The sequence below is a fragment of the Shewanella sp. SACH genome, assembly GCF_001887095.2.
In the GTDB taxonomy this organism is placed as follows: domain Bacteria; phylum Pseudomonadota; class Gammaproteobacteria; order Enterobacterales; family Shewanellaceae; genus Shewanella; species Shewanella baltica.
Map to the genome: position 1 here is coordinate 642,530 of NZ_MPDG02000002.1, position 21,045 is coordinate 663,574.

17 protein-coding genes are annotated in these 21,045 nt (G+C 47.5%); 10 read left to right on the plus strand and 7 right to left on the minus strand.

Going from position 1 to position 21,045, the window contains the following annotated elements; translation table 11 throughout:
• Nucleotides 1-503 precede the first annotated feature (503 nt).
• Nucleotides 504-1,184, plus strand: a complete 681-nt coding sequence (locus BM607_RS10700; RefSeq protein WP_071938443.1) for a site-specific DNA-methyltransferase — start codon at nt 504-506, stop codon at nt 1,182-1,184.
• Nucleotides 1,185-1,402: 218 nt separating this feature from the next.
• On the opposite strand, the gene BM607_RS10705 is transcribed toward BM607_RS10700, so the two are convergent.
• Nucleotides 1,403-1,681 (minus strand): hypothetical protein, encoded by a 279-nt coding sequence (locus tag BM607_RS10705; protein WP_006082790.1) that lies wholly within the window; start codon nt 1,679-1,681, stop codon nt 1,403-1,405.
• A 588-nt stretch (nt 1,682-2,269) separates the two neighbouring features.
• Here BM607_RS10705 and BM607_RS10710 point away from each other — a divergent pair.
• The 8 genes from BM607_RS10710 (at nt 2,270) to BM607_RS10745 (ending at nt 12,632) form a co-directional block, all read left to right on the plus strand.
• Nucleotides 2,270-3,601, plus strand: a complete 1,332-nt coding sequence (locus BM607_RS10710) for a DEAD/DEAH box helicase (protein ID WP_071938442.1) — start codon at nt 2,270-2,272, stop codon at nt 3,599-3,601.
• Between the two features lie 225 nt (nt 3,602-3,826).
• Nucleotides 3,827-4,411, plus strand: a complete 585-nt coding sequence (locus BM607_RS10715) for a GNAT family protein (protein ID WP_071938441.1) — start codon at nt 3,827-3,829, stop codon at nt 4,409-4,411.
• A gap of 149 nt (nt 4,412-4,560) precedes the next feature.
• Nucleotides 4,561-5,370 carry a M48 family metallopeptidase gene (locus BM607_RS10720; protein WP_071938440.1) on the plus strand — a complete coding sequence of 270 codons (810 nt, stop codon included), beginning with the start codon at nt 4,561-4,563 and terminating at the stop codon, nt 5,368-5,370.
• A 217-nt stretch (nt 5,371-5,587) separates the two neighbouring features.
• Complete coding sequence (locus BM607_RS10725; RefSeq protein WP_006083907.1) at nt 5,588-6,205, plus strand: FKBP-type peptidyl-prolyl cis-trans isomerase; 618 nt, start codon at nt 5,588-5,590, stop codon at nt 6,203-6,205.
• Nucleotides 6,206-6,276: 71 nt separating this feature from the next.
• Nucleotides 6,277-7,089 (plus strand): 4-hydroxy-tetrahydrodipicolinate reductase, encoded by an 813-nt coding sequence (gene dapB / locus BM607_RS10730; RefSeq protein ID WP_006082785.1) that lies wholly within the window; start codon nt 6,277-6,279, stop codon nt 7,087-7,089.
• A 168-nt stretch (nt 7,090-7,257) separates the two neighbouring features.
• Nucleotides 7,258-8,418 (plus strand): glutamine-hydrolyzing carbamoyl-phosphate synthase small subunit, encoded by a 1,161-nt coding sequence (gene carA / locus BM607_RS10735; RefSeq protein WP_087486519.1) that lies wholly within the window; start codon nt 7,258-7,260, stop codon nt 8,416-8,418.
• 27 nt (nt 8,419-8,445) lie between these two features.
• Nucleotides 8,446-11,670, plus strand: coding sequence for a carbamoyl-phosphate synthase large subunit (gene carB / locus BM607_RS10740; protein WP_011847558.1), 3,225 nt, complete (start codon nt 8,446-8,448; stop codon nt 11,668-11,670).
• A 224-nt stretch (nt 11,671-11,894) separates the two neighbouring features.
• Nucleotides 11,895-12,632: an RluA family pseudouridine synthase gene (locus tag BM607_RS10745; RefSeq protein WP_071938439.1), complete on the plus strand. Its 738-nt coding sequence runs from the start codon at nt 11,895-11,897 to the stop codon at nt 12,630-12,632.
• Nucleotides 12,633-12,712: 80 nt separating this feature from the next.
• On the opposite strand, the gene BM607_RS10750 is transcribed toward BM607_RS10745, so the two are convergent.
• From BM607_RS10750 to BM607_RS10765, 4 genes are all read right to left on the minus strand, one after another.
• Entirely contained in the window at nt 12,713-13,486 is a 774-nt protein-coding gene (locus BM607_RS10750) for an ABC transporter substrate-binding protein (RefSeq protein ID WP_071938438.1), read from the minus strand.
• 215 nt (nt 13,487-13,701) lie between these two features.
• On the minus strand, nt 13,702-14,790 hold the full coding sequence (locus BM607_RS10755) for a methyl-accepting chemotaxis protein (RefSeq protein WP_071938437.1): 1,089 nt from the start codon (nt 14,788-14,790) through the stop codon (nt 13,702-13,704).
• Nucleotides 14,791-15,083: 293 nt separating this feature from the next.
• Complete coding sequence (gene mgtE, locus BM607_RS10760; RefSeq protein ID WP_071938436.1) at nt 15,084-16,457, minus strand: magnesium transporter; 1,374 nt, start codon at nt 16,455-16,457, stop codon at nt 15,084-15,086.
• Between the two features lie 19 nt (nt 16,458-16,476).
• Nucleotides 16,477-17,184, minus strand: coding sequence for a hypothetical protein (locus tag BM607_RS10765; protein WP_071938435.1), 708 nt, complete (start codon nt 17,182-17,184; stop codon nt 16,477-16,479).
• 785 nt (nt 17,185-17,969) lie between these two features.
• Here BM607_RS10765 and BM607_RS10775 point away from each other — a divergent pair.
• Nucleotides 17,970-19,181 (plus strand): endonuclease/exonuclease/phosphatase family protein, encoded by a 1,212-nt coding sequence (locus BM607_RS10775; RefSeq protein ID WP_071938434.1) that lies wholly within the window; start codon nt 17,970-17,972, stop codon nt 19,179-19,181.
• A gap of 111 nt (nt 19,182-19,292) precedes the next feature.
• Here the strand turns inward: BM607_RS10775 and BM607_RS10780 are convergent, their stop codons facing one another.
• Complete coding sequence (locus tag BM607_RS10780; protein ID WP_071938433.1) at nt 19,293-20,105, minus strand: DNA-binding domain-containing protein; 813 nt, start codon at nt 20,103-20,105, stop codon at nt 19,293-19,295.
• Nucleotides 20,102-21,001, minus strand: a complete 900-nt coding sequence (locus BM607_RS10785) for a DUF692 domain-containing protein (RefSeq protein ID WP_071938432.1) — start codon at nt 20,999-21,001, stop codon at nt 20,102-20,104. Before BM607_RS10785 ends, BM607_RS10780 begins: the two co-directional genes overlap by 4 nt.
• Between the last annotated feature and the right edge of the window lie 44 nt (nt 21,002-21,045).

Sequence of the window (21,045 nt, forward strand, 5' to 3'; positions counted from 1 at the left end):
GCACCTGCGAAAGCTAGCTTGCCATCCATGGCAAGACTCACGCAATTTGTCTATTCGCCCTGCGGCAACTCCGAGGGGATGGTGTATTCCTTAGATTTTGGAGTTATCTGTAAATTATTAATGCATAAAAGTTATGTTAATCCTACTTTATGTTGATTTTTTGACTGAATTAATTCTGTCTATTGAAATTATATTATTTTCCCATAAGTTAGTTAATAACATGTAACCAATGGGGTGGATCGTATGCCTGATTTAACAAGAGCAAGTTGTCCTTGTAGAGGATGTAATAAAGTTGCGACAAATGCTGATGAAGTAGAAGAATTGTTCGGTCTCAGAAATATGGGGGATGGAACTATTCGAGTACAGTCATATTGTCGTGACTGTAGAAGTTTGCACTGTGAAGCTAGTAATCCGAAATGTAGCTGATAACGATAGGCAGATATGATGTTGTATCTGCCTTATTGTGTTAAGTTACTTGCCTTTTGGTGCACTCGGAACACTTAATGTCACAAACTTATAAAATGGATGCTGTTGATTGGCTTAAAACACTAGAGGACTCTAGCGTAGACTTATTCATTACTGACCCTCCATATGAGTCATTGGAGAAACATCGAAAAATAGGTACTACAACTCGTCTGAAAGATAGTAAATCATCAAGCAATCAATGGTTTAGTATATTTCCTAATACTAGGTTTGAAGAGTTATTTACAGAAATTTATCGAGTACTAAAAAAAGGTTCTCATTTTTATCTATTTTGCGATCAAGAAACTATGTTTGTTGCAAAGCCTATTGCTGAGAAGGTAGGTTTTAGGTTTTGGAAACCTATTGTTTGGGATAAATGTGCGATTGGAATGGGTTATCATTATCGTGCTCGATATGAGTTTATTTTGTTTTTTGAGAAAGGAAAAAGAAAGCTAAGCGATTTAAGTGTTCCTGATGTATTAGAATATAAGAGAGTGTGGAGGGGATATCCCACAGAGAAGCCTGTAGATTTAATTGAGGTTCTTATTAGGCAAAGCTCTTCAGAAAACGATGTTGTTGCTGATTCTTTTTTTGGTTCAGGGTCTACTCTAGTTGCTGCAAATAATTTGTCTAGAAAATATCTAGGCTGTGATATATCTGATTCTGCTCACGAGTATTTAAATATTAGGCTAAAAAGTAATATGAATAGCGTTGAAAAATAGCTATATAAAACAATGGAATTCGCAATTTTATGACTTGAAGCCGAAACTTAAAATTAGAACGAAAATAAGATCCAAGAGAGAAATGCTGTCTGTCTCTCTTGGTTGTTTATTGAATATAAATCAGAGGTTGAAATCTCACCATTTAATTCAAATAAAGTTTGTCAGTTTCGTTATTTTGGCGTGAGCCATCAATTATAATCAATGGCTCTTTTGAGAGGTTACTCTTCTGGAACAGTAAATGCGGCTTCGGCTTTCTCTAACTCTTGCTCGGTTTTAAGCTGAAACGCTTGCTGCTTTTTAAGTTTGGCTTCTTCTTCAAGTGCCGCTTCTCTTTGTTTAAATTCGTGTCTCTCTGGTTTAGTCAGAAACTTAAACGCGAGCTTGTTGCCCAGTACGTAGGCGACCACGTCTTCGCCTTTTGTGCGGCGTTCATCGACGCGTTGTGAAAAACGGGCGTTATCGCGGGCTTTACGTTCTTCGGCATTTAACTTACTCATAATCTGTTCTCCTCATTTAGTTAATCACGGTAGTGTTCCACTACGCTCAGTTAAACAAATGAGTTGTGTTGCACATTCATAAAGCTGATTGGGCGGGATTCTACCATAAGCGCTCACGAAAGCTGTGGGATTAAAATCTACCATCCCATCACCTGCGTTAACTTTGCGCACATAAGAAAGATGCGGCAGGAGTCTCTTTTAAGATACACCACGAACACCGAAGCGACCGGAATACATCTATTTCTGCGAACTGGCCGTTAGATATGGACCTTGTCGGCAAGGGAGAACCAAGAGCGGATTACAGTTGAGCCTCTCTTGGTCGACTCTTGATTTAACATCTGGGGGGGAAGCCCCACGACTTTGATGTCGATTTTGATTTGATATTCGGTTTAGAAATTCAAACGAAGTTTAAAACTAGACTTTCTTAACGGCGTAACGTAAATGCCGTAGCAGTATTGTTGCAAACAGTACCGTGGTAAAGAGTACCGTCGCAAACTGTACCAAGGCTTGCGTAAAAGCGAAACAACATTGGTATTCACCGCCAACTCTCAGTAAACTTTCGCTCCCATGTTTTGATCCGGTGCTGTGATGACCTTTCCCGAACTTTCTTCTTCCCCTGAGTCGTTAACTTTTGCTAAGCTTGGCTTAAATTCGGCGTTACTTAAGGCCTTGCCTGCAACGTTGGCGCATCCGACTCGGGTGCAGCAATTGGCGATTCCGGCCATTCTTGCGGGACGGGATTTGTTAGCCTTAGCACAAACCGGTAGCGGGAAAACCTTAGCTTTTGGTTTGCCACTTCTACAACAACTTTTGTTGCAACAGCAAACACAGTTACAGGGTGCTAAGTCTGTGCCGCCCTCAAATGCGCTGGCCTTAGTGCTGGTGCCTACACGGGAATTAGCGCTGCAAGTGACTGAAGTGTTGCAAGCGGTGGCAAGTCAGTTATCGGCTTCGTTGATCATTCAGCTTCTGTGTGGCGGCGTCCCCTTGGAAGATCAATTAGCCGAACTTGCAGCCAAGCCGCAGGTGTTAGTGGCAACCCCAGGGCGTTTACTGGATTTATGCAAACAGTCCCACATCAGCCTCGATTCGATAAAACATCTTGTGCTGGATGAAGCTGACCGTCTGTTGGAAATGGGGTTTTGGCCTGATGTGCAAAAGCTGATGGCGTTCATGCCTAAACTTAAGCAAACCTCGTTGTTTTCTGCCACCTTGCCCGAGGCTTTGGATACATTGGCGGGCAAGCTGCTGGTGAATGAGCCGCTACGGGTCGAAGCCCACAAGGTGAATTCCGTGGCTGCTGAAATCGAAGAACAACTCTATTTAGTCAACAAGGGCAGTAAAGCACAGGCACTGATTGCGCTCTTAAAACACTATCAATGGCCGCAGGTGCTGGTGTTTATCAGCGCCCGTGATGATGCCGATGCCGTCGCTAAACGGCTCGCCAAAGCGGGGATGAAAGTCGCCGCGCTGCACGGTGAAAAAGATCAAGCCGTGCGCAGCCAAACCTTGGCCGACTTTAAAGCTAATCGCATTCAAGTATTAGTGGCGACTGACTTGATGGCGCGTGGCATTCATGTCGATGCCTTGCCTGTGGTCATCAATTTGGATTTACCCATGAGTGCGCCTGTGTACGTGCACCGCATTGGCCGCACCGCCCGCGCTGGCGAAAAAGGGCTGGCGATTTCCCTCGTGTGCCACGGTGAAATGGCAACTTTAACGGCGCTCCGCAGTTTAACTGCGCGGGAGTTACCGCTGGCATTATTGGCTGACTTTCCGGTAACGGATAAGCCTAGTGAAAATACCAGTGATGGCACCGCAGATAGCAAGGTTGAGCGTAAGCGACCACCACGTGATAAACAGGCGAATCGCCGTAGCATCAATAAGCATAGCGCCAAAGAGTTTAAAGGTAAGCGCTGAGCTTGAGGCTATTCATTATGAAGCTAGAGTAGAGTGAAACTGGAGTGATGCAATCCTGAAACAAGAGTGAAGCCATCTTCAAGCAAGGATGGAAGCGATTCATAACGTTCAAGCTTGGCGTGCTGCTATCACTAAACCGATAACAGAATAAAGCGCATTGGCCGCTGTTAACGCTTTCGCTCTGGGTGTAACGTAGTGACTTATTTACATTAAGGGAGCCAAGTTATGGCATCGACATTGGCGTTAAGCAAAGCACTTCATAAAGTGGTGAATAACGGTTTAACGACTGAGCACTTTGTACTTAGGCCATTCCAGCGAGCGGATCTTGAGGCTTTTACCGCCTATCGAGCCGACCCTAAGGTCGCCCAATATCAAAGCTGGACGGATTACCGCTATAACGATGCAGTCGCGCTGTTCGACAATATGGATTACGCACAATTTGGTGCGGCGGATACGTGGTTTCAACTTGCGATTGTCACTGCCGCGTCGGGAGCAACACCGACCGCGCTCGTTGGCGATCTGGCGCTGCACTTTATTGATGAGCAGCAGGTGGAAATTGGCTTTACGATTGCGCCTGAGCATCAAGGTAAACATGTCGCTTTTGAGGCCGTCAGCGCATTGCTGGATTACCTCTTTATTGAACTGCATAAGCATAGAGTCATTGCCATCACCGATGCACAAAATCTTGCCTGCTGTCACTTACTCGAAAAACTCCGCTTTAGGCGTGAAGCCCATTATGTGAAAAACATCTTCTTTAAAGGCGTGTGGGGCGATGAGTATCTCTACGCTTTGTTAAAAGAAGAGTATTAATTCCCTTTAGGTGCAAAGTATCGCTAATGCGCGCCACCAGTGTTTCTCTATTTGGCTTATCTTGTCTATCTCAGTAAAATCTCTTCATTAGTTGAGCCTTTGTTGGCTCAAGGATCTTCACGCCCGTCATGGGATTTAAGGAGTGCCAGATGAAATCAATGCGTTTAGGCTTAGTGGGTTTGGCGGTCGTGCTCGGATTATCGGCCTGCGCGACCACGCAATCGCCAACGGGGCGAGGGCAGACTTTGCTCTTTTCAGCGGCGCAGATGCAGCAGATGGGTGATGCTTCTTTTGAAGAGATGAAAAAGCAGCAAAAGGTGAGTAGCGATAAAAAGCTGACGCAATACGTGAATTGTGTCGCTAATCGGGTGACGGCAGTGCTGCCGGATCAAACCCAGCGCTGGGATGTCGTCTTGTTTGACTCTGAACAAGTTAACGCCTTTGCACTGCCGGGTGGCCACATTGGTGTCTATAGCGGCTTACTTAAGGTCGCCAATGGTCCTGATCAGCTTGCCACTGTGCTCGGTCACGAAGTGGCGCACGTGTTGGCGCAACATGGTAACGAGCAGGTTTCTCGCGGACAGTTAACGGGCGTCGGTATGCAAATAGCCGATGCGGCGTTGGGGGCGAGTGGCGTGTCGAATCGCGACTTATATATGTCGGCGTTAGGACTCGGTGCTCAGGTTGGGGTCATTCTGCCCTTTGGCCGCGCTCAAGAGAGCGAAGCCGATGTGATGGGCTTAGAGCTGATGGCGAGAGCCGGTTTCGATCCGGCGCAAAGTGTGACCTTATGGCAGAACATGTCGAAGGTGGGCGGCAGTCAAGGGCCAGAATTATTATCGACTCATCCATCAAACAGTAATCGCATCGCTCAGTTGCAACAACTGCAAGGGCAGATGCAGCCACTCTATGCCAGTGCTAAAACCCAAGTGAAGAATCAATGTACGGCGCCGAAATAAGCTGCACGCTGCATAGCGAAGTGCCACTTAGCTGAGTGTTAGCGGTTGTTTTCTGGCCGATATGCGTCCTTAGCCTATTTACGCTTTTGGATAAATACGCAATAAGTGTGTAAAAAAGCCGCCTTAGTTAAATAAGCAGTCAGTTTATCAGCATAGCTCGCTGAACTATGGTAAACTGGCGCGCAAAATTCCACTGATAAATTGAGAGTCGTTAATTATGTCTGATAAATTCAGTACTGTTGAACAGCAAGCAAGCTACGGTGTAGGCCGTCAAATGGGTGAGCAACTGGCCGCCAATTCTTTTGATGGTGTGGATATTCCAGCCGTTCAAGCGGGTTTAGCCGATGCGTTTGCCGGTTTAGAAAGTGCTGTGTCTATGCAAGATCTGCAAGTTGCTTTCACTGAAATCAGCGGTCGTATTCAAGCTGCTCAAGAGCAAGCAGCTGCAGCTGCGTCTGCTGAAGGCGATGCGTTCTTAGCTGAAAATGCTAAGCGTGATGGCGTGACTGTGACTGACTCTGGTCTGCAGTTCGAAGTATTAGTCCAAGGTGACGGTGCTACTCCAACTTACGAAGATACAGTGCGTACTCACTACCATGGTTCTTTCATCAATGGTGATGTGTTCGATAGCTCTGTAGTTCGTGGCCAACCAGCTGAGTTCCCAGTATCTGGCGTTATCGCTGGCTGGACTGAAGCACTGCAACTGATGCCAGTAGGCACTAAGTTGAAATTATTTGTTCCACATCACTTAGCTTACGGTGAGCGTGGCGCGGGGGCATCGATTCCTCCTTATTCAACTTTGGTATTCGAAGTTGAATTATTAGATATCATCTAATATTGATAAAACGCCTAAGCCTGTCTTAGGCGTTTTCTTATGGAAGACAAAGAAAGATTGAGGAGATTGAAATGAGTGGACAAGTGAGAGTGGCAATCGTCGGTGCCGGTGGTCGTATGGGACGCACTCTTATTGAAGCGGCTTACAATCACGACCATATATTGCTGGGTGCCGCTATTGAGCGCGCTGGCTCTAGTTTAGTGGGCGTGGATGCGGGTGAGCTAGCTGGTGTGGGTAAATTAAAGGTCATGATCATGGATTCGCTGGATTACGCGACCGATGATTTTGATGTCTTGATTGATTTCACTGCGCCAGACGCCAGTATTGTCCATTTAGATTGGTGTGTGCGCCACAAGAAAGCCATGGTGATTGGCACAACCGGTTTCAATCATGCTCAAAAAGAACAGATCAATGCCTTTGCCGAGCAAACGCCGGTAGTGATGGCGCCGAACATGTCTGTGGGTGTCAACCTGATGTGGAAATTACTCGAACTGGCTGCCGAAGTCATGGGTGATTACACGGATATCGAAATTATCGAAGGTCACCACAGACACAAAAAAGATGCGCCGTCGGGCACAGCCCTGAAAATGGGTGAAGTGATTGCTAAGACCTTAGGTCGTGATCTTGAGAAATGTGCCGTGTATGGCCGCGAAGGGATCACGGGTGAACGTGATCGTGAAACCATAGGTTTTGCGACCATTCGTGCTGGTGACTTAGTCGGTGAACATACGGCGATGTTTGCCGATATCGGTGAGCGTTTAGAGATCACCCATAAAGCCTCGAGCCGTATGACCTTTGCTAACGGCGCTATGCGCGCCGCCCACTGGCTCGTGGAGCAAAAACCGGGCTTGTATGATATGCAGCAGGTTTTAGGTTTGCATTAATATTAAAAACGCCGATATGGCGTTTTTTTTTGCACCCAGATACCAATGGGTGGACGGTTTCGCGTTTTTCCTGTAAACTCGCTGGAATTTGTCAAAATTTCGTAAATTAGCGGAAATTGGTATCTTAACATAACATAAAAACATTATATTTCAGTGGCTTGGCTCTTTATGGAGGTCGCGTTGACAAAGTCTGCCTTACTCGTACTCGAAGATGGAACTGTATTCTCTGGCACAGCAATTGGTGCCGATGGTCTCTCTGTTGGTGAAGTTGTTTTTAACACTTCCATGACAGGTTACCAAGAAATTTTAACTGATCCATCCTACTCACGCCAGATTGTAACATTAACCTACCCACACATAGGCAACACTGGTACCAATGATGAAGATGTTGAATCCGATGGGGTTCACGCTTGTGGTCTTATCATTCGTGATCTTCCGCTCATCGCAAGTAGTTTCCGTAATCAACAAAGCTTAAGTGATTATCTCAAAGCGAACAATGTCGTTGGCATAGCAGATATCGATACCCGCAAGTTAACTCGTATTCTCCGTGAAAAAGGTGCACAAGCCGGTTGTATTATGGCAGGTGCAGACTTAGACGAAGCAAAAGCGCTCGCCGCTGCCAAAGCCTTCCCCGGTTTAAAAGGTATGGATCTCGCTAAAGAAGTCACAACTAAAGCTGCCTATACATGGCGCAAAGGTAGTTGGCGTTTAGTGGGCGGTTTACCTGCAGATACGCCAGAAAATGAGCTTAAATACAAAGTAGTAGCCTACGACTACGGCGTTAAGCAAAACATTCTGCGTATGTTAGTGGACCGCGGTTGCGACGTCACTGTTGTGCCAGCTAAAACCTCTGCCGCCGACGTGCTGGCGATGAATCCCGATGGTGTGTTCCTTTCGAACGGCCCTGGCGATCCAGAACCATGCGATTACGCAATTGAAGCAATTCAACAGATCCTGAAAACCGACACACCGATTTTCGGTATCTGTTTAGGTCATCAGTTGTTGGCTCTGGCCTCAGGTGCAAAAACCTTAAAGATGAAGTTTGGTCACCATGGTGCAAACCACCCAGTGAGCAACATCGAGAAAGGTAACGTGATGATCACCAGCCAAAACCACGGTTTTGCTGCCGATGAAAGCACGCTACCCGCCAACATTAAGGTGACGCATAAGTCGCTGTTTGATGGTTCACTGCAAGGTATCCATCTTACGGACAAACCTGCGTTTAGCTTCCAAGGTCACCCTGAAGCGAGTCCAGGCCCGAACGATGCCGCACCTCTGTTCGATCACTTTATCGAGCTTATTGAACAATACCGTCAGAACGCCAAGTAGTACGCTAGCTAGGAGAAGAGAGAAGCAATGCCAAAACGTACAGATATAAAGAGTATTCTTATCCTAGGCGCCGGCCCAATCGTGATTGGTCAGGCATGTGAATTTGACTATTCTGGCGCACAGGCGTGTAAAGCGCTGCGTGAAGAAGGCTACCGTGTCATTCTGGTTAACTCTAACCCTGCCACCATTATGACTGACCCAGAAATGGCCGATGCCACTTATATCGAGCCGATTCACTGGGAAGTGGTCCGTAACATTATTGCTAAAGAACGCCCAGACGCGATTCTGCCAACCATGGGCGGCCAAACCGCACTGAACTGCGCATTAGAACTTGAAGCTAAAGGTGTACTGAAAGAATTTAACGTCGAGATGATTGGCGCGACTGCCGATGCCATCGATAAAGCAGAAGACCGTAGCCGCTTTGATAAAGCGATGAAAAGTATCGGTCTTGACTGTCCACGTGCGGGCATTGCCCACAACATGGAAGAAGCTTACGGCGTACTCGATCAAGTGGGTTTCCCTTGTATTATCCGTCCATCCTTTACTATGGGTGGCTCGGGCGGCGGTATCGCCTACAACAAGGAAGAGTTTGAAGAGATCTGTTCACAGGGCTTAGAGTTATCGCCAACAAGTGAGCTGCTGATCGACGAATCACTGATCGGTTGGAAAGAATACGAGATGGAAGTGGTACGTGACCGCAACGATAACTGCATTATCGTCTGCGCCATCGAAAACTTCGATCCTATGGGCGTGCACACGGGCGACTCTATTACCGTTGCGCCAGCACAAACCCTGACTGACAAAGAATACCAAATCATGCGTAACGCCTCTATGGCCGTACTGCGTGAGATTGGTGTTGAGACCGGCGGTTCGAACGTACAGTTTGGTATCAACCCGAAAGATGGCCGTATGGTTATCATCGAGATGAACCCACGTGTATCGCGCTCTTCAGCATTGGCATCAAAGGCAACGGGGTTCCCGATTGCGAAAATCGCCGCTAAGTTAGCAGTTGGTTTCACCCTTGATGAGCTGATGAACGACATCACTGGCGGTCGCACGCCAGCGTCATTCGAGCCTGCTATCGATTACGTTGTGACTAAAGTGCCACGCTTTAACTTTGAAAAGTTTGCTGGCGCCAATGATCGCTTAACCACACAGATGAAATCTGTGGGTGAAGTGATGGCGATTGGCCGTACTTTCCAAGAGTCACTGCAAAAAGCTTTACGTGGTTTAGAGGTTAGCCGTAACGGTTTGGACCCTATCACTGACATGTCTAAGCCTGAAGCGATGGCGCGTATTCGCCTTGAGCTTAAAGAGCCTGGTTGCGACCGTATTTGGTACATAGCCGATGCGATGCGTGCGGGTTTGAGCTTAGATGAAATCTTTAAGCTGACCAATATCGACCCTTGGTTCCTCGTGCAAATTGAAGAGCTGGTTCAGCTTGAAGGCGTTGTGGCTGACGCGGGTCTGGCGGGTCTGGATATCGACTTACTGCGCAAACTAAAACGTAAAGGTTTTGCTGATGCGCGTCTGGCCGATGTATTAGGCGTGAACGAAGCCGAAGTGCGTAAGCTGCGTGACAAGTTTGACCTGCACCCTGTCTACAAACGTGTGGATACCTGTGCGGCTGAGTTTGCAACAGACACAGCTTACATGTACTCAACTTACGAAGAAGAATGTGAAGCTAACCCATCGACCCGTGACAAAATCATGGTGTTAGGTGGCGGGCCAAACCGTATCGGTCAAGGTATCGAGTTCGATTATTGCTGTGTGCACGCGGCGTTAGCGCTACGTGAAGACGGTTATGAAACCATCATGGTGAACTGTAACCCTGAAACCGTTTCAACCGACTACGACACGTCAGACCGTCTGTACTTCGAACCAGTCACACTGGAAGACGTATTAGAAATCGTCCGCATCGAGAAGCCAAAAGGCGTTATCGTGCAGTACGGTGGTCAAACACCATTGAAATTGGCCCGAGCCTTAGAAGCCGCTGGCGTACCTGTCATTGGTACTAGCCCAGATGCAATTGACCGCGCCGAAGACCGTGAGCGTTTCCAACAAGCGATTCAACGCTTAGAGATGAAGCAGCCTGAAAACGATACCGTGACTACGGTTGAAGGTGCTGTGATTGCCGCTGAGCGTATCGGTTATCCGCTAGTTGTGCGTCCATCCTATGTACTGGGCGGCCGCGCGATGGAAATCGTCTACGACAAGCAAGATTTGCTGCGTTACTTCAACGAAGCCGTCAGCGTATCGAACGCGTCGCCAGTACTGCTCGATCGCTTCTTAGATGATGCGATTGAAGTGGATATTGATGCAGTATGTGACGGTGAAATCGTGGTAATTGGCGCGATTATGGAGCATATCGAACAAGCGGGTGTTCACTCAGGTGACTCAGGTTGTTCGCTGCCGCCATACACGCTAAGCCAAGAAATCCAAGATCGCATGCGCGTTCAAGTCGGTAAGTTGGCGATGGAGCTCGGTGTTGTCGGCCTGATGAACGTACAGTTTGCCGTGAAAGATAACGAAATCTATATGATTGAAGTTAACCCACGTGCTGCCCGTACTGTGCCATTTGTGTCTAAAGCAACAGGTGTGCCTTTAGCTAAGATTGCCGCGCGTGTGATGGCGGGTCAAAGCTTAACGTCGCAAAACTTCACTAAAGAAGTGATCCCACCTTTCTACTCAGTGAAAGAAGTGGTGTTGCCATTTAACAAGTTCCCGGGTGTTGACCCACTGTTAGGCCCAGAAATGCGCTCTACCGGTGAAGTCATGGGCGTGGGCGATACGTTCGCCGAAGCCTATGCCAAGGCGCAGTTAGGTGCCACTTCTGAAGTGCCTAAGTCGGGTCGTGCGTTATTGTCTGTGCGTAACAGCGATAAGAAACGCGTTGCCGATTTAGCGGCTAAGTTAATCGAGCTCGGTTACCAAATCGATGCCACTCACGGTACTGCGATTATCCTAGGCGAAGCGGGTATCAACCCACGTCTAGTGAACAAGGTACACGAAGGTCGTCCACACATTCTCGATCGCATCAAGAATGGTGAATACACTTATATCGTGAACACTACCGAAGGTCGCCAAGCGATTGAAGATTCTCGTCAATTGCGCCGCGGTGCACTGCGTTACAAAGTTAACTACACCACGACCATGAACGCTGCATTCGCCACTTGTATGGCTCATGCCGCTGATGACCGTACTAACGTGACGTCAGTACAAGAACTGCATTTACGCGTACTGGCTAAATAAGCCACAGCGTTAATGCCGTGAATTAGAGGGCCGCATAACTTAGGTTATGCGGCCTTATTATTTAGGCCCGTGTCTGTTTTTCTCAATTCTTGAATTTGTTTTATTGAGTTACTTAGTCTGTTTTACTGAGTTTTTGAGTTTTTGAGTTTGTTTTATTGAGTTGTGCAGTTTGTTTTGAGTATGACTTAACTCATTTGATTTCCTACTTAGGTTGCCTGAAAACTATGTCTGCTCCTGCCGCCGATAGCCTTGCCAAAGTTGATACTTTTATTGCGCCGCCTTGCCTCGGGCAAATACGCGTGCTTTATCAAGATAGCGACATTCTGCTGATTGATAAGCCGAGCGGATTATTGAGTCTGTCGGGGAAGAATCCGCTCAATCTCGACTCAGTGCATTATCGTTTAGTGCAGGATTTTCCGACGGCCACTTTGTTGCACAGACTCGATTTTGGCACTTCGGGCATTATGCTGGTGGCACTGAATAAAAGCGTGAATGGCTTGCTGACCAAGCAGTTTCAGGCACGCACGATCGAGAAGTGTTATACAGCCTTGCTGCACGGACATATTGCCGCTGACAGCGGGATGATTAATCTGCCGATCGCTAAAGATAGTGACCATTTCCCACTACAAAAGATTTGCCACAGTACAGGTAAACCTGCGATCAGCGAATATCGGGTGCTCGAGCGGTTAACCGAGCCTTTCGCCACGCGGGTCGAGTTTACCCCGGTTTCTGGCCGAACCCATCAACTGCGGATCCACAGTCAGCAATTTGGTCACTCGATTCTGGGGTGCGATCTCTATGGTGGTGTGGGTGAGAGTGTGGCTGATAAGGCTGATGCACCTGAACCAAGCATCACTAAGATGACGAGTAACAGCAGATTAATGCTGCATGCGACCCGCTTAGCGTTTGATCATCCTATCACGGGTGAGCGTATCGATTGGATTTGCGAGTGTCCTTTCTAAGAGCTTGCTAAAGAGTTATAGAGTTTTGCACTTAGCACTTAGAAATCAAAACTTAGCACTTAAAACGTAGAGTAATAGGTTTAGTTGCTCAGTCCGATACGTTCGGTCTGCATTGGCGGTGCATCGTTGGGGAGCCAAGTATGGTAAATCGTTGCGAAGGTGCCATCCGCTTTTATCGCTTCTAGGGCGCTTTTCCACTGCTCGATCACCTCATTGGGCGTGCCTTGTGAGAAGGCAATGTAAAGATGGTTAGCGCTAATCGTGAAGAGGGACTCTACATCATCAATACTGGCGCCCGCATCCGACAAAATACTTGGCGCAGTGAGATTGGCATTACACCAAAGATCGATACGGTGCTTCATCAATTGTTTCGCACTTAACAAGGGCGTTGATGAGGCGGCGATATTGGTAAAGCCATGTTCGGTAAGCAAGCGCTCTTCCACTGAGGCACGATAGACACCAATCGCCTTCGCCGTTTTAGCATCTTCTATCGAGGTAATTTTTATGCCGCTATTTTTTAAGGCATAAAAATTGGTCGTGCCGACAGCAACGGGTCCTATCATAGTAAACATCTGCTCCCTTTCTGCGGTGCGCGTCATAGTGAACAACACTGTATTGGGCTGCTCGGTCAGCATTTTCCAGCCGCGAGCCCAAGGTACGACTTTAATTGGATCTGGGTTCTTGATGCGTTTTTGAATTTCTTCTACGACTTGCACCGCTAAACCAGCAGGTTTGCCATCGATAGAGAAACTGATCGGTGACCATTCTTCTGTATAGATGTTTAGCGGCTGTGCGCGCAGGGGAAAAGCGCCGCAGAAGATAAGTGATAGCAAAAAGCTTGTGACTAGTTTCATTAATAACCCTAAAAATTAGAATGTTATAATTGAGTCTCACTGCTTGCTCTTGAAACGATTAAAGATGAACGCTGTGTTCAAATCAAGTATAGCTAGGGGTTCATTTTCTAAGAGTAAATTTAATATACCGTTTTGAACGATAAAAAAAGAGCGCGAGTATGGCGCTCTTAGGTGGGTATTTTTATCAATGCTGACTTAAGCCTGTTCGATAAACATCAGGCTCGATAAACGTCACGCATCAGATTATCAATGCAGTGGACAACACGCATACTGGCGTCCTCCATTGAGTGCAGTTGTTTAACCATTTCAGGCAGATTACCTTTTTGCCTGGCATTGAGCGCGGCTTTACCCGCTTCGTGCACCGCTTTATGTGGTGCATCTAAGGCTTTGAAGTTACTCAAATGCTGATAATTCTCAGCGCCAAATCCTTTGAAATACCATTGTCCGAGACGGCACTCAGTGTGCGAGTTCACACTGTGGTTATGCTGTGGTTTTTCAATTAATTGATAAACGCTGCTTTTCCAGACCGCGTGGTCAAGTTTAGTGGTATTTAAGAATGACGCGGTAGCAGCGTTATGGATTACCTGCTGCATTTGCTTTGAGCGATGCAGTACATCTTCAACCACTTGGCCGATTTGGGTAGAAGAGCTAGCAACATCGATAGCGCTGCTTTGATTGTTATGGACAATTTCTTTAATTTCAGCCGCTTGAATGACGATTTGCTTTACCAGTTTTTCAATGTGGCTGCTGGCTTCGTGGGCTTTACTGGCAAGTTGGCGCACTTCATCGGCAACTACTGCAAAACCGCGTCCTGCTTCACCTGCGCGGGCGGCTTCAATGGCGGCATTCAATGCCAGTAAGTTCGTCTGTTCTGAGATACCTTGAATTGCGGCAACAAACTGGTTGATTGAAGAGGTCGTCGCATCTAGCTCAGTAACGGCTTTCATGCTGCTCGACGCTTGCTCATTAATATAAGTCGCCCGTGTGCCTAAACTTGCCACGGCGATGCGGGTTTGATCAAAAATCTTATCAAGTTCTGACAGTGAATCCTGTTCGGAGGTCAGTAATTCGGCGCTATTGGCTAAACCTTCGCGCACCGCATTGAGCATGTCTCCACCTTGGTTTTGGCAGGCTATCACCTCAGTGTAGTGATCCGCATTTTGCCGCGATTGCTGTTGCATAGTCTCATTTTCACGGATCATGCCACGCAGTTCATCGATTTCATTTTGGCGTTGTTGTTCTAGTTGGATAAGCCGCTCTTTAAGCGCCTTATTTTCAGCTTTGAGCTGGGAATTAAACCACATAAAAAGACCTCTAGCGTCGCAAGGACTATGGCTATTGCTTATCGACTTACAGTGACTAGGCTCAGCGGTAAATACTGCAATGTTAATAAGAAGTAAAACTATTCAGGTGTTGAAATATTAACTGATCCTTTGGCTTTATTCTTAATTTTTTTGAGGTTATTGTCGCTTTTATGCGTTGGCGCAAATTAACCTTATTTTTCGAGTGAAAAGTGAACCAAGCTAAGGCTAAAACTGGGCCAAGTTAGCTGGTTCACTTTGAGTTTTTCGGCTATTGATTAGCGCTATGGCATGCTTTATGGCATAGGCAAGTCGAGTACCACAGTGGCAATGCTGAAATATATAAGCACGCCTATGATGTCGGCGATGGAGGTGATCAGTGGCGCACTTGCCGCCGCAGGATCCATCTTTAACTTGCTCAGTAAGAAGGGCAGAGACATACCAATCAAGCTGCCAATAATCACCACTATTTGCATAGTGAGCGCGACAACCAGCGCGATTTCAGGCCCACCGCGCCAGAAGCCGAGCAGTGATACGGCCGCCGCCATGCTTGCACCTAATAATCCGGCGACAAATAACTCACGGCCCAACATAGATAGCCAGTCTTTGAGTACCACTTCTCCCGTGGCTAACCCGCGTACCATTAAGGTCGCCGATTGTGATCCCGCATTACCGCCGCTATCGATAAGTAGCGGCAGGAAGAAGACCAAGGAAACATAACTGGCAATCGTGTCTTCGAAGAAGGCGATACCGGCTCCTGAGAAGATATTGCCAAACACCAAAATCACCAGCCAAACCACGCGCTTGCGGTAGAGTAAGCCTATGCTGGCGGTCTTGAGGTTATGGTCAATATTGCCGATGGCCGCGGTTTTCGTGAACTCAAGATCCGCCTGTGAGCTGGCAATATCCATAGCATCATCATAGGTGACGATACCGACAAGCTGGCCTTTACCATTGACTACAGGCAGCGCCATCAAGTCGTAATGGGCGATCATCTGCACCGCTTCTTCGCGAAACGCATTGGCATCGAGCGCGACGGGGTCGGGCTTCATAAAATCGACCACTCGCTCGTGCGGCTGCGCCAGCAATAGCTGTCTTAAAGACACAGTACCAATCAAGCGACCTAACATGTCTACCACATAGGTTTGATAAATGGTTTCCTTATCGGCGGCCTCAGTGCGTAGGGTATCAATGGCTTCTGCCGCAGTATGGCGGCTATTGAGCAAGGTGTAATCCGAGGTCATGACCGCGCCGACCTTCGCTTTGTCATAGGCGGCGAGGGTGCGCATATCTTCCCGTTTGGCCAATGCGAGCGCAGGTAAAATGGCCGCTTGCTGGGTTTCATCGAGCAGATTGTAAAGGTCGGCACGTTCATCGGCCGCCATGTGCACTAGCAGCGCAGAAAGCGTGGTTTTGTTTAGCTGCTGAACTAAGCTCGCCTGCAATTCGTCGGTCAGGTAGCGAAATAGATTGGCGCAAACCTTAGGTGAGGCCAGTTGCAACAATAGGACTTGTTGCTCTTGATTAAAGACGTTAAATACGGCTGCAATATCGGCAGGGTGGCGCTTTTCGGCTAATTCAGCCATGGCGCTGGCACTGCGTTGCTCGATAATCATTTGCAGGTTATGGATGATTTTTTTAGTGTTGTTTGTGCTGTTATTCATGTTCATAGTTCATTCTCTCAACGATCTAGTGACCAAAGTAAAAGGTGATGTCTGCGCCAAGTTGCAGCGCGTTGCCACGAAGGGCATTGCCTAAGCTCAATTCCAGCTGTAGCTGCCGTTGCGGCGTGTGTTGATAGGCGAACTGATAGGCCGCCTCACTCAACGCTTTTTGATAAAGCTCGGCTATCACGCGATGGTGACTACTGGGTTCATAGGCCGCAGCGATGCCCGCAAGTAATTGGGTCGATTCATTAAACTCATGGGTGAAACCTAAGTTGGCATACAGGCTGACATCGGAATCGCCTAAGGTTTTGCCAACAATGCCAAAGGCTTCGGTGGCAAATCCGTTGCCGTTATCGAGGTTTTTCTGCAAGTTGATCACCACTGCGCTGTGCCAATCATCCTGTTGCCGATCTGAATCGGAGTGAGAGCTTAAGTTGAGCGGTAGCTTGATACCGACTTCAGCCTGCTCCTCACGATTATCGTCATTGGCATTGGATGCTAATCCTAAATGCCATTCCCATTGATTGCGGCTGCAAGTCGTGGTTGCGTTAAATTGTGGGCGAGCATGATCCGACCTAGGTTGTTGCCAGCCGAGTTCTAATTCGCAGTGTTCTGCGAGGGCGGGATCATCCACTTCGAGATGGGATGCTGCCGCACTCATGCTGTAGTACAAGCTGAAACTTGCACAGGATAAAGACCGCAAAATTGCTGCGTTGTTTATGTAAGCCATGTTAAGGCTCCTCAGGTGTAAACCCTTAGGTGTTAATCCATCGGGTAAACGGAGGGTACTGAGGCAAAAACTTGCTTTGAGATGCAAAAAATACACATAACTGAACCCCAGCGAATATGCTGGAATTGCGAAAAGCGCAGCCATAGGCTCAAGCTTTATGGTTTGTGATTGATATTTTGGGGGAGGCGGAGTGAAGAATGGTTCACACTACTACCCTGCTTAGCAGGTAGCAGCAAAATATTGCGGGCTAGTGCTAGGCGTTAAATCCTGTCTTTTGGACAGGGCATCTACTGTCGCTTATGTGTGTGCCCACAGTGGGTCTCCGCAATGATTAAAAGTCGCCATCATTCTAATGGGCCAAAAGTTAAAGTCAACCGCACAAGTCGTTACCTATGTTTTTGTTTAAATTTAGATTTTAATTAAATGTTAACATTATGATGCTGCTTAGGTCTGTGTATGGTTATTGGACTGCTTGATGAATTTATGTGCAGTGGCTTGTTGTTGATTTGTTTGTTTTATGGGCGCTGACTGTAGTGCTGCCTCTATGAGGTGTCTTTTAGTGGTATCGGGTATCGGATATCGGGCATTGGGTATTGATGTCTCGGGATCGGATATTGATGCGTCGATTGAGTTTGGCTAACACCTTATCTCAAATGGATTATTTGGCATTGATGCGCATCGGGTATACCCTTGTTGTGTCTGTACCTGTGAGTCAAAGTGATCATTCATACAGGTTCAGACAGGTCAAGACTGGTCGCCGTATTCAGATTTGGAGGTATTAAGCTGTGGCACACAATATCGATGTTGATGAGTTGGACTCCATAGCTGTGGCTGTTGAGCATAATGATATCGCCCAGATGAGAGTCGCCAATATCAAGATCGCCAGTATCAATCTGTTTAACTTTATTGAACCGCCTTTGGCTTACTACGACTTTGAAAATATCTATAGCCATGGTCAGTGGCAGAAAAAGTGCCAATGGCTGAGTGAGTTTCTCGCCCATCGTCAGCCCGATATTGTCGGATTTCAAGAAGTGTTTAGCCCTGAACCACTCAAACGAATCGCCAGCGAGCAAGGGCTAGTGCATTTTGCTGTCATTGATGCGCCAACTCTTATCAGTGATTACATTTATCGCAGCCCTGTGGTCGCGCTTGCCTCCCGTTATCCCATAGTGAAAATCAGCAGTGTCGAACCTGATGCGCGCTTAGTGGCGGCGATGGGATTATCGAGTGAATTTACCTTTAGCCGTAAGGTGCTGCGCGCAACCATTGAGGTGCCGCACATTGGTAAGTGTGATTTTTATGTGGTGCACTTTAAATCAAAACGCGCTGGATTAGCGCTCGAGCCTAAGCTAATTGAACCTAAGCGATTTGAACATCAGCCACTTACTTTAGATAGCTTGGCGCCCGCAGCGAGCATGAAACTGCATTCAGAAACCCAATTACTTACAGAGCAAGCTTTAGGCCGCTGGGCATCAACCATGCAGCGCGGCGCGGAAGCTGCGTTATTATTCAATAGCATATTAGTACGCAGGCAAGAATCTAAATATCCCGTCATAGTGATGGGAGACTTTAATGACAGCCTGACAATGGGCGCCTTAGATGCACTAATGATACAGGGCGAGAGTATCCACAGTAATGACATTAAAGCCGCTGGCCTTGGGCATTTATCGGATGCGGCGTTAGCGGCGGTGTTTGCTCAATATCAGCTTAAGGATGCCTATGAGTTATGTCTTGAGGCCAATCAGCAGGACAGTTTGACGGGCAATACCGCTTACCATAGGGAGCACAGAGCGGCGACCCATTACTACGGCCCTAAAGGTTCTGTGCTGGATTATATTTTGCTTTCGAGCGAGTTTGATGCGAGCCATGGCCGCAGTTTAGCGCAAGTAGTGGATTATCAAACCTGCGACAGGCACTTAGTCAGACCCGAATATGAGCGCGATGCCTACAGTACAGATCATGCGCCAGTGATTGTTGAGTTGGCGCTGCGGAGTTAATTACTCATTCAGTTAAGCTCGCTAAATCAAGCCAAATAAAACAACTTAAACTCACTCAAGTTAATTCACTTTAAATCTGGCTAACACTCAATCTCCAAACCGATTAGAGCATCAGGCGATGTCGCGGATAAGCCCCATTTGAAACCAAGCTTGCAGTGCCTGCAGCACTTGCATCGGCGCCTGCGCGTCGCTAAAAAATGCCAACATCATTTCGCATTGTTCGGCAAAGGTGGCACCGCTGATAAATCCCAGCAGCAGGGCGAGTTGATATTCTGACAGGGAAATAAACTCAGTTAATCGGCTTTCGCCACGCCAAAGTAACCAAGCTCGTTTGCCTTGATCATCGGGACTAGGCGGTGATTCTTGCTGTTTTAATGCTTGCCAAGTTTCAACTGCATTACTGTTGCATTGGAATAGCTGCACGCTGGGGTGAAAACGCAGTTGGCAACCAGGCCATTGCTCGGCAGGCAGTGCTTGCAGGCGCGCAAAAGTGGCGCGATCGGTATCAAAAGCATCGAAGGCATTCAATAAACGCCGCTCGAAGCGAGCAATATCGGCAATAATCGGATACTGACTGAAAAACGCATCTTGGGTTAAGTAGTCGGGCAGGGCATCGGCAAAACTGCGCAGTGAAGTAAACGCCGATGGCTGACTGGCAATATAACCTTTGGCCATACGTTCAAAGAGTTCATCACCCAGATAGATGCCCAGCATTTCGTGGTCGGTTTCGAGGGTTTCGGTTAAACGAATGCGATAGGCATTGGCATAAATCTGCATCCGAATATCGGCATTAATGCCGCCTTGCTCAGCAATCTTATCTTTGAAGGTTTGCGTGGTTTGCTCAAGTGTGGGCGGTGTATCAACCGCAGCACTCGCCAGCAGATAATTCATAAATGCGTGTTGTAGCTGCTGAAGTTGGCTCATGCGATAACCTTTCCTTCATGCATGTTCTTCCTACTTTTGGCGGCGTTGAGTGGATGTACCTCACCTAAGGTATCGCGGGCGATATTTCTGGCAATCGTGAGTTCGGCTTCGAGGGCGTAAAACTCGGGGATATTGGCGTCGCGCTCTATCATAGTGCTGATGCCGCCAAAACGTTTCAGTGCTGCACAGTAGAGGTCCCACACGCTGCTCGGTACATCATGGTCGTGCGTGTCTATCACATAGTCGCCATAGTCGCTGTGTCCGGCGAGGTGGAATTGTTGCACTCGCTTGGGATTGATTTTATTCAAGTAGTCCAACGGATTGAAATTATGATTGCGGGCACTGACGTAAATATTATTGATATCTAACAAGATTAAACAGTCTGCCGCCTCGGCAACGGCATTAACGAACTCCCATTCGTCCATGCTGGAATCTTGATACGACAAATAGCTAGAAACGTTCTCCATCAGAATGCGGCGGCCTAAAAAGTCTTGGACGGTTTTAATCCGCTGCGCCACATGCTTAACGGTTTCTTCGGTATAGGGCAGTGGCAGGAGATCATGGCTGTTCACCCCGTGAATTGAGGTCCAGCAGATATGATCGGAAATCCATTGGGGCTGCACATCGTTAGCGAGCTGCTTTAAGGCTTTAAGGTAATCCATATTGAGCGGATCGGTACTGCCAATCGACAGGGAAACACCGTGCATGACTAAGGGATAACGCTCGCCAATTTCCTTGAGGTAATAGCGGGGTTTGCCGCCGGCAACCATGTAGTTTTCCGAGAGCACTTCAAACCAATCGATATCGGGTTCGGTATTGAGCACGGCATCAAAATGCTGTGTCCTCAGACCTAAGCCAAAACCTAATGGTGCTTGCGTGATGACATCTTGCGCCACATTGACTCCTTATCCTTAAGTTTTCTGCTGCTGTTGTATGGGTT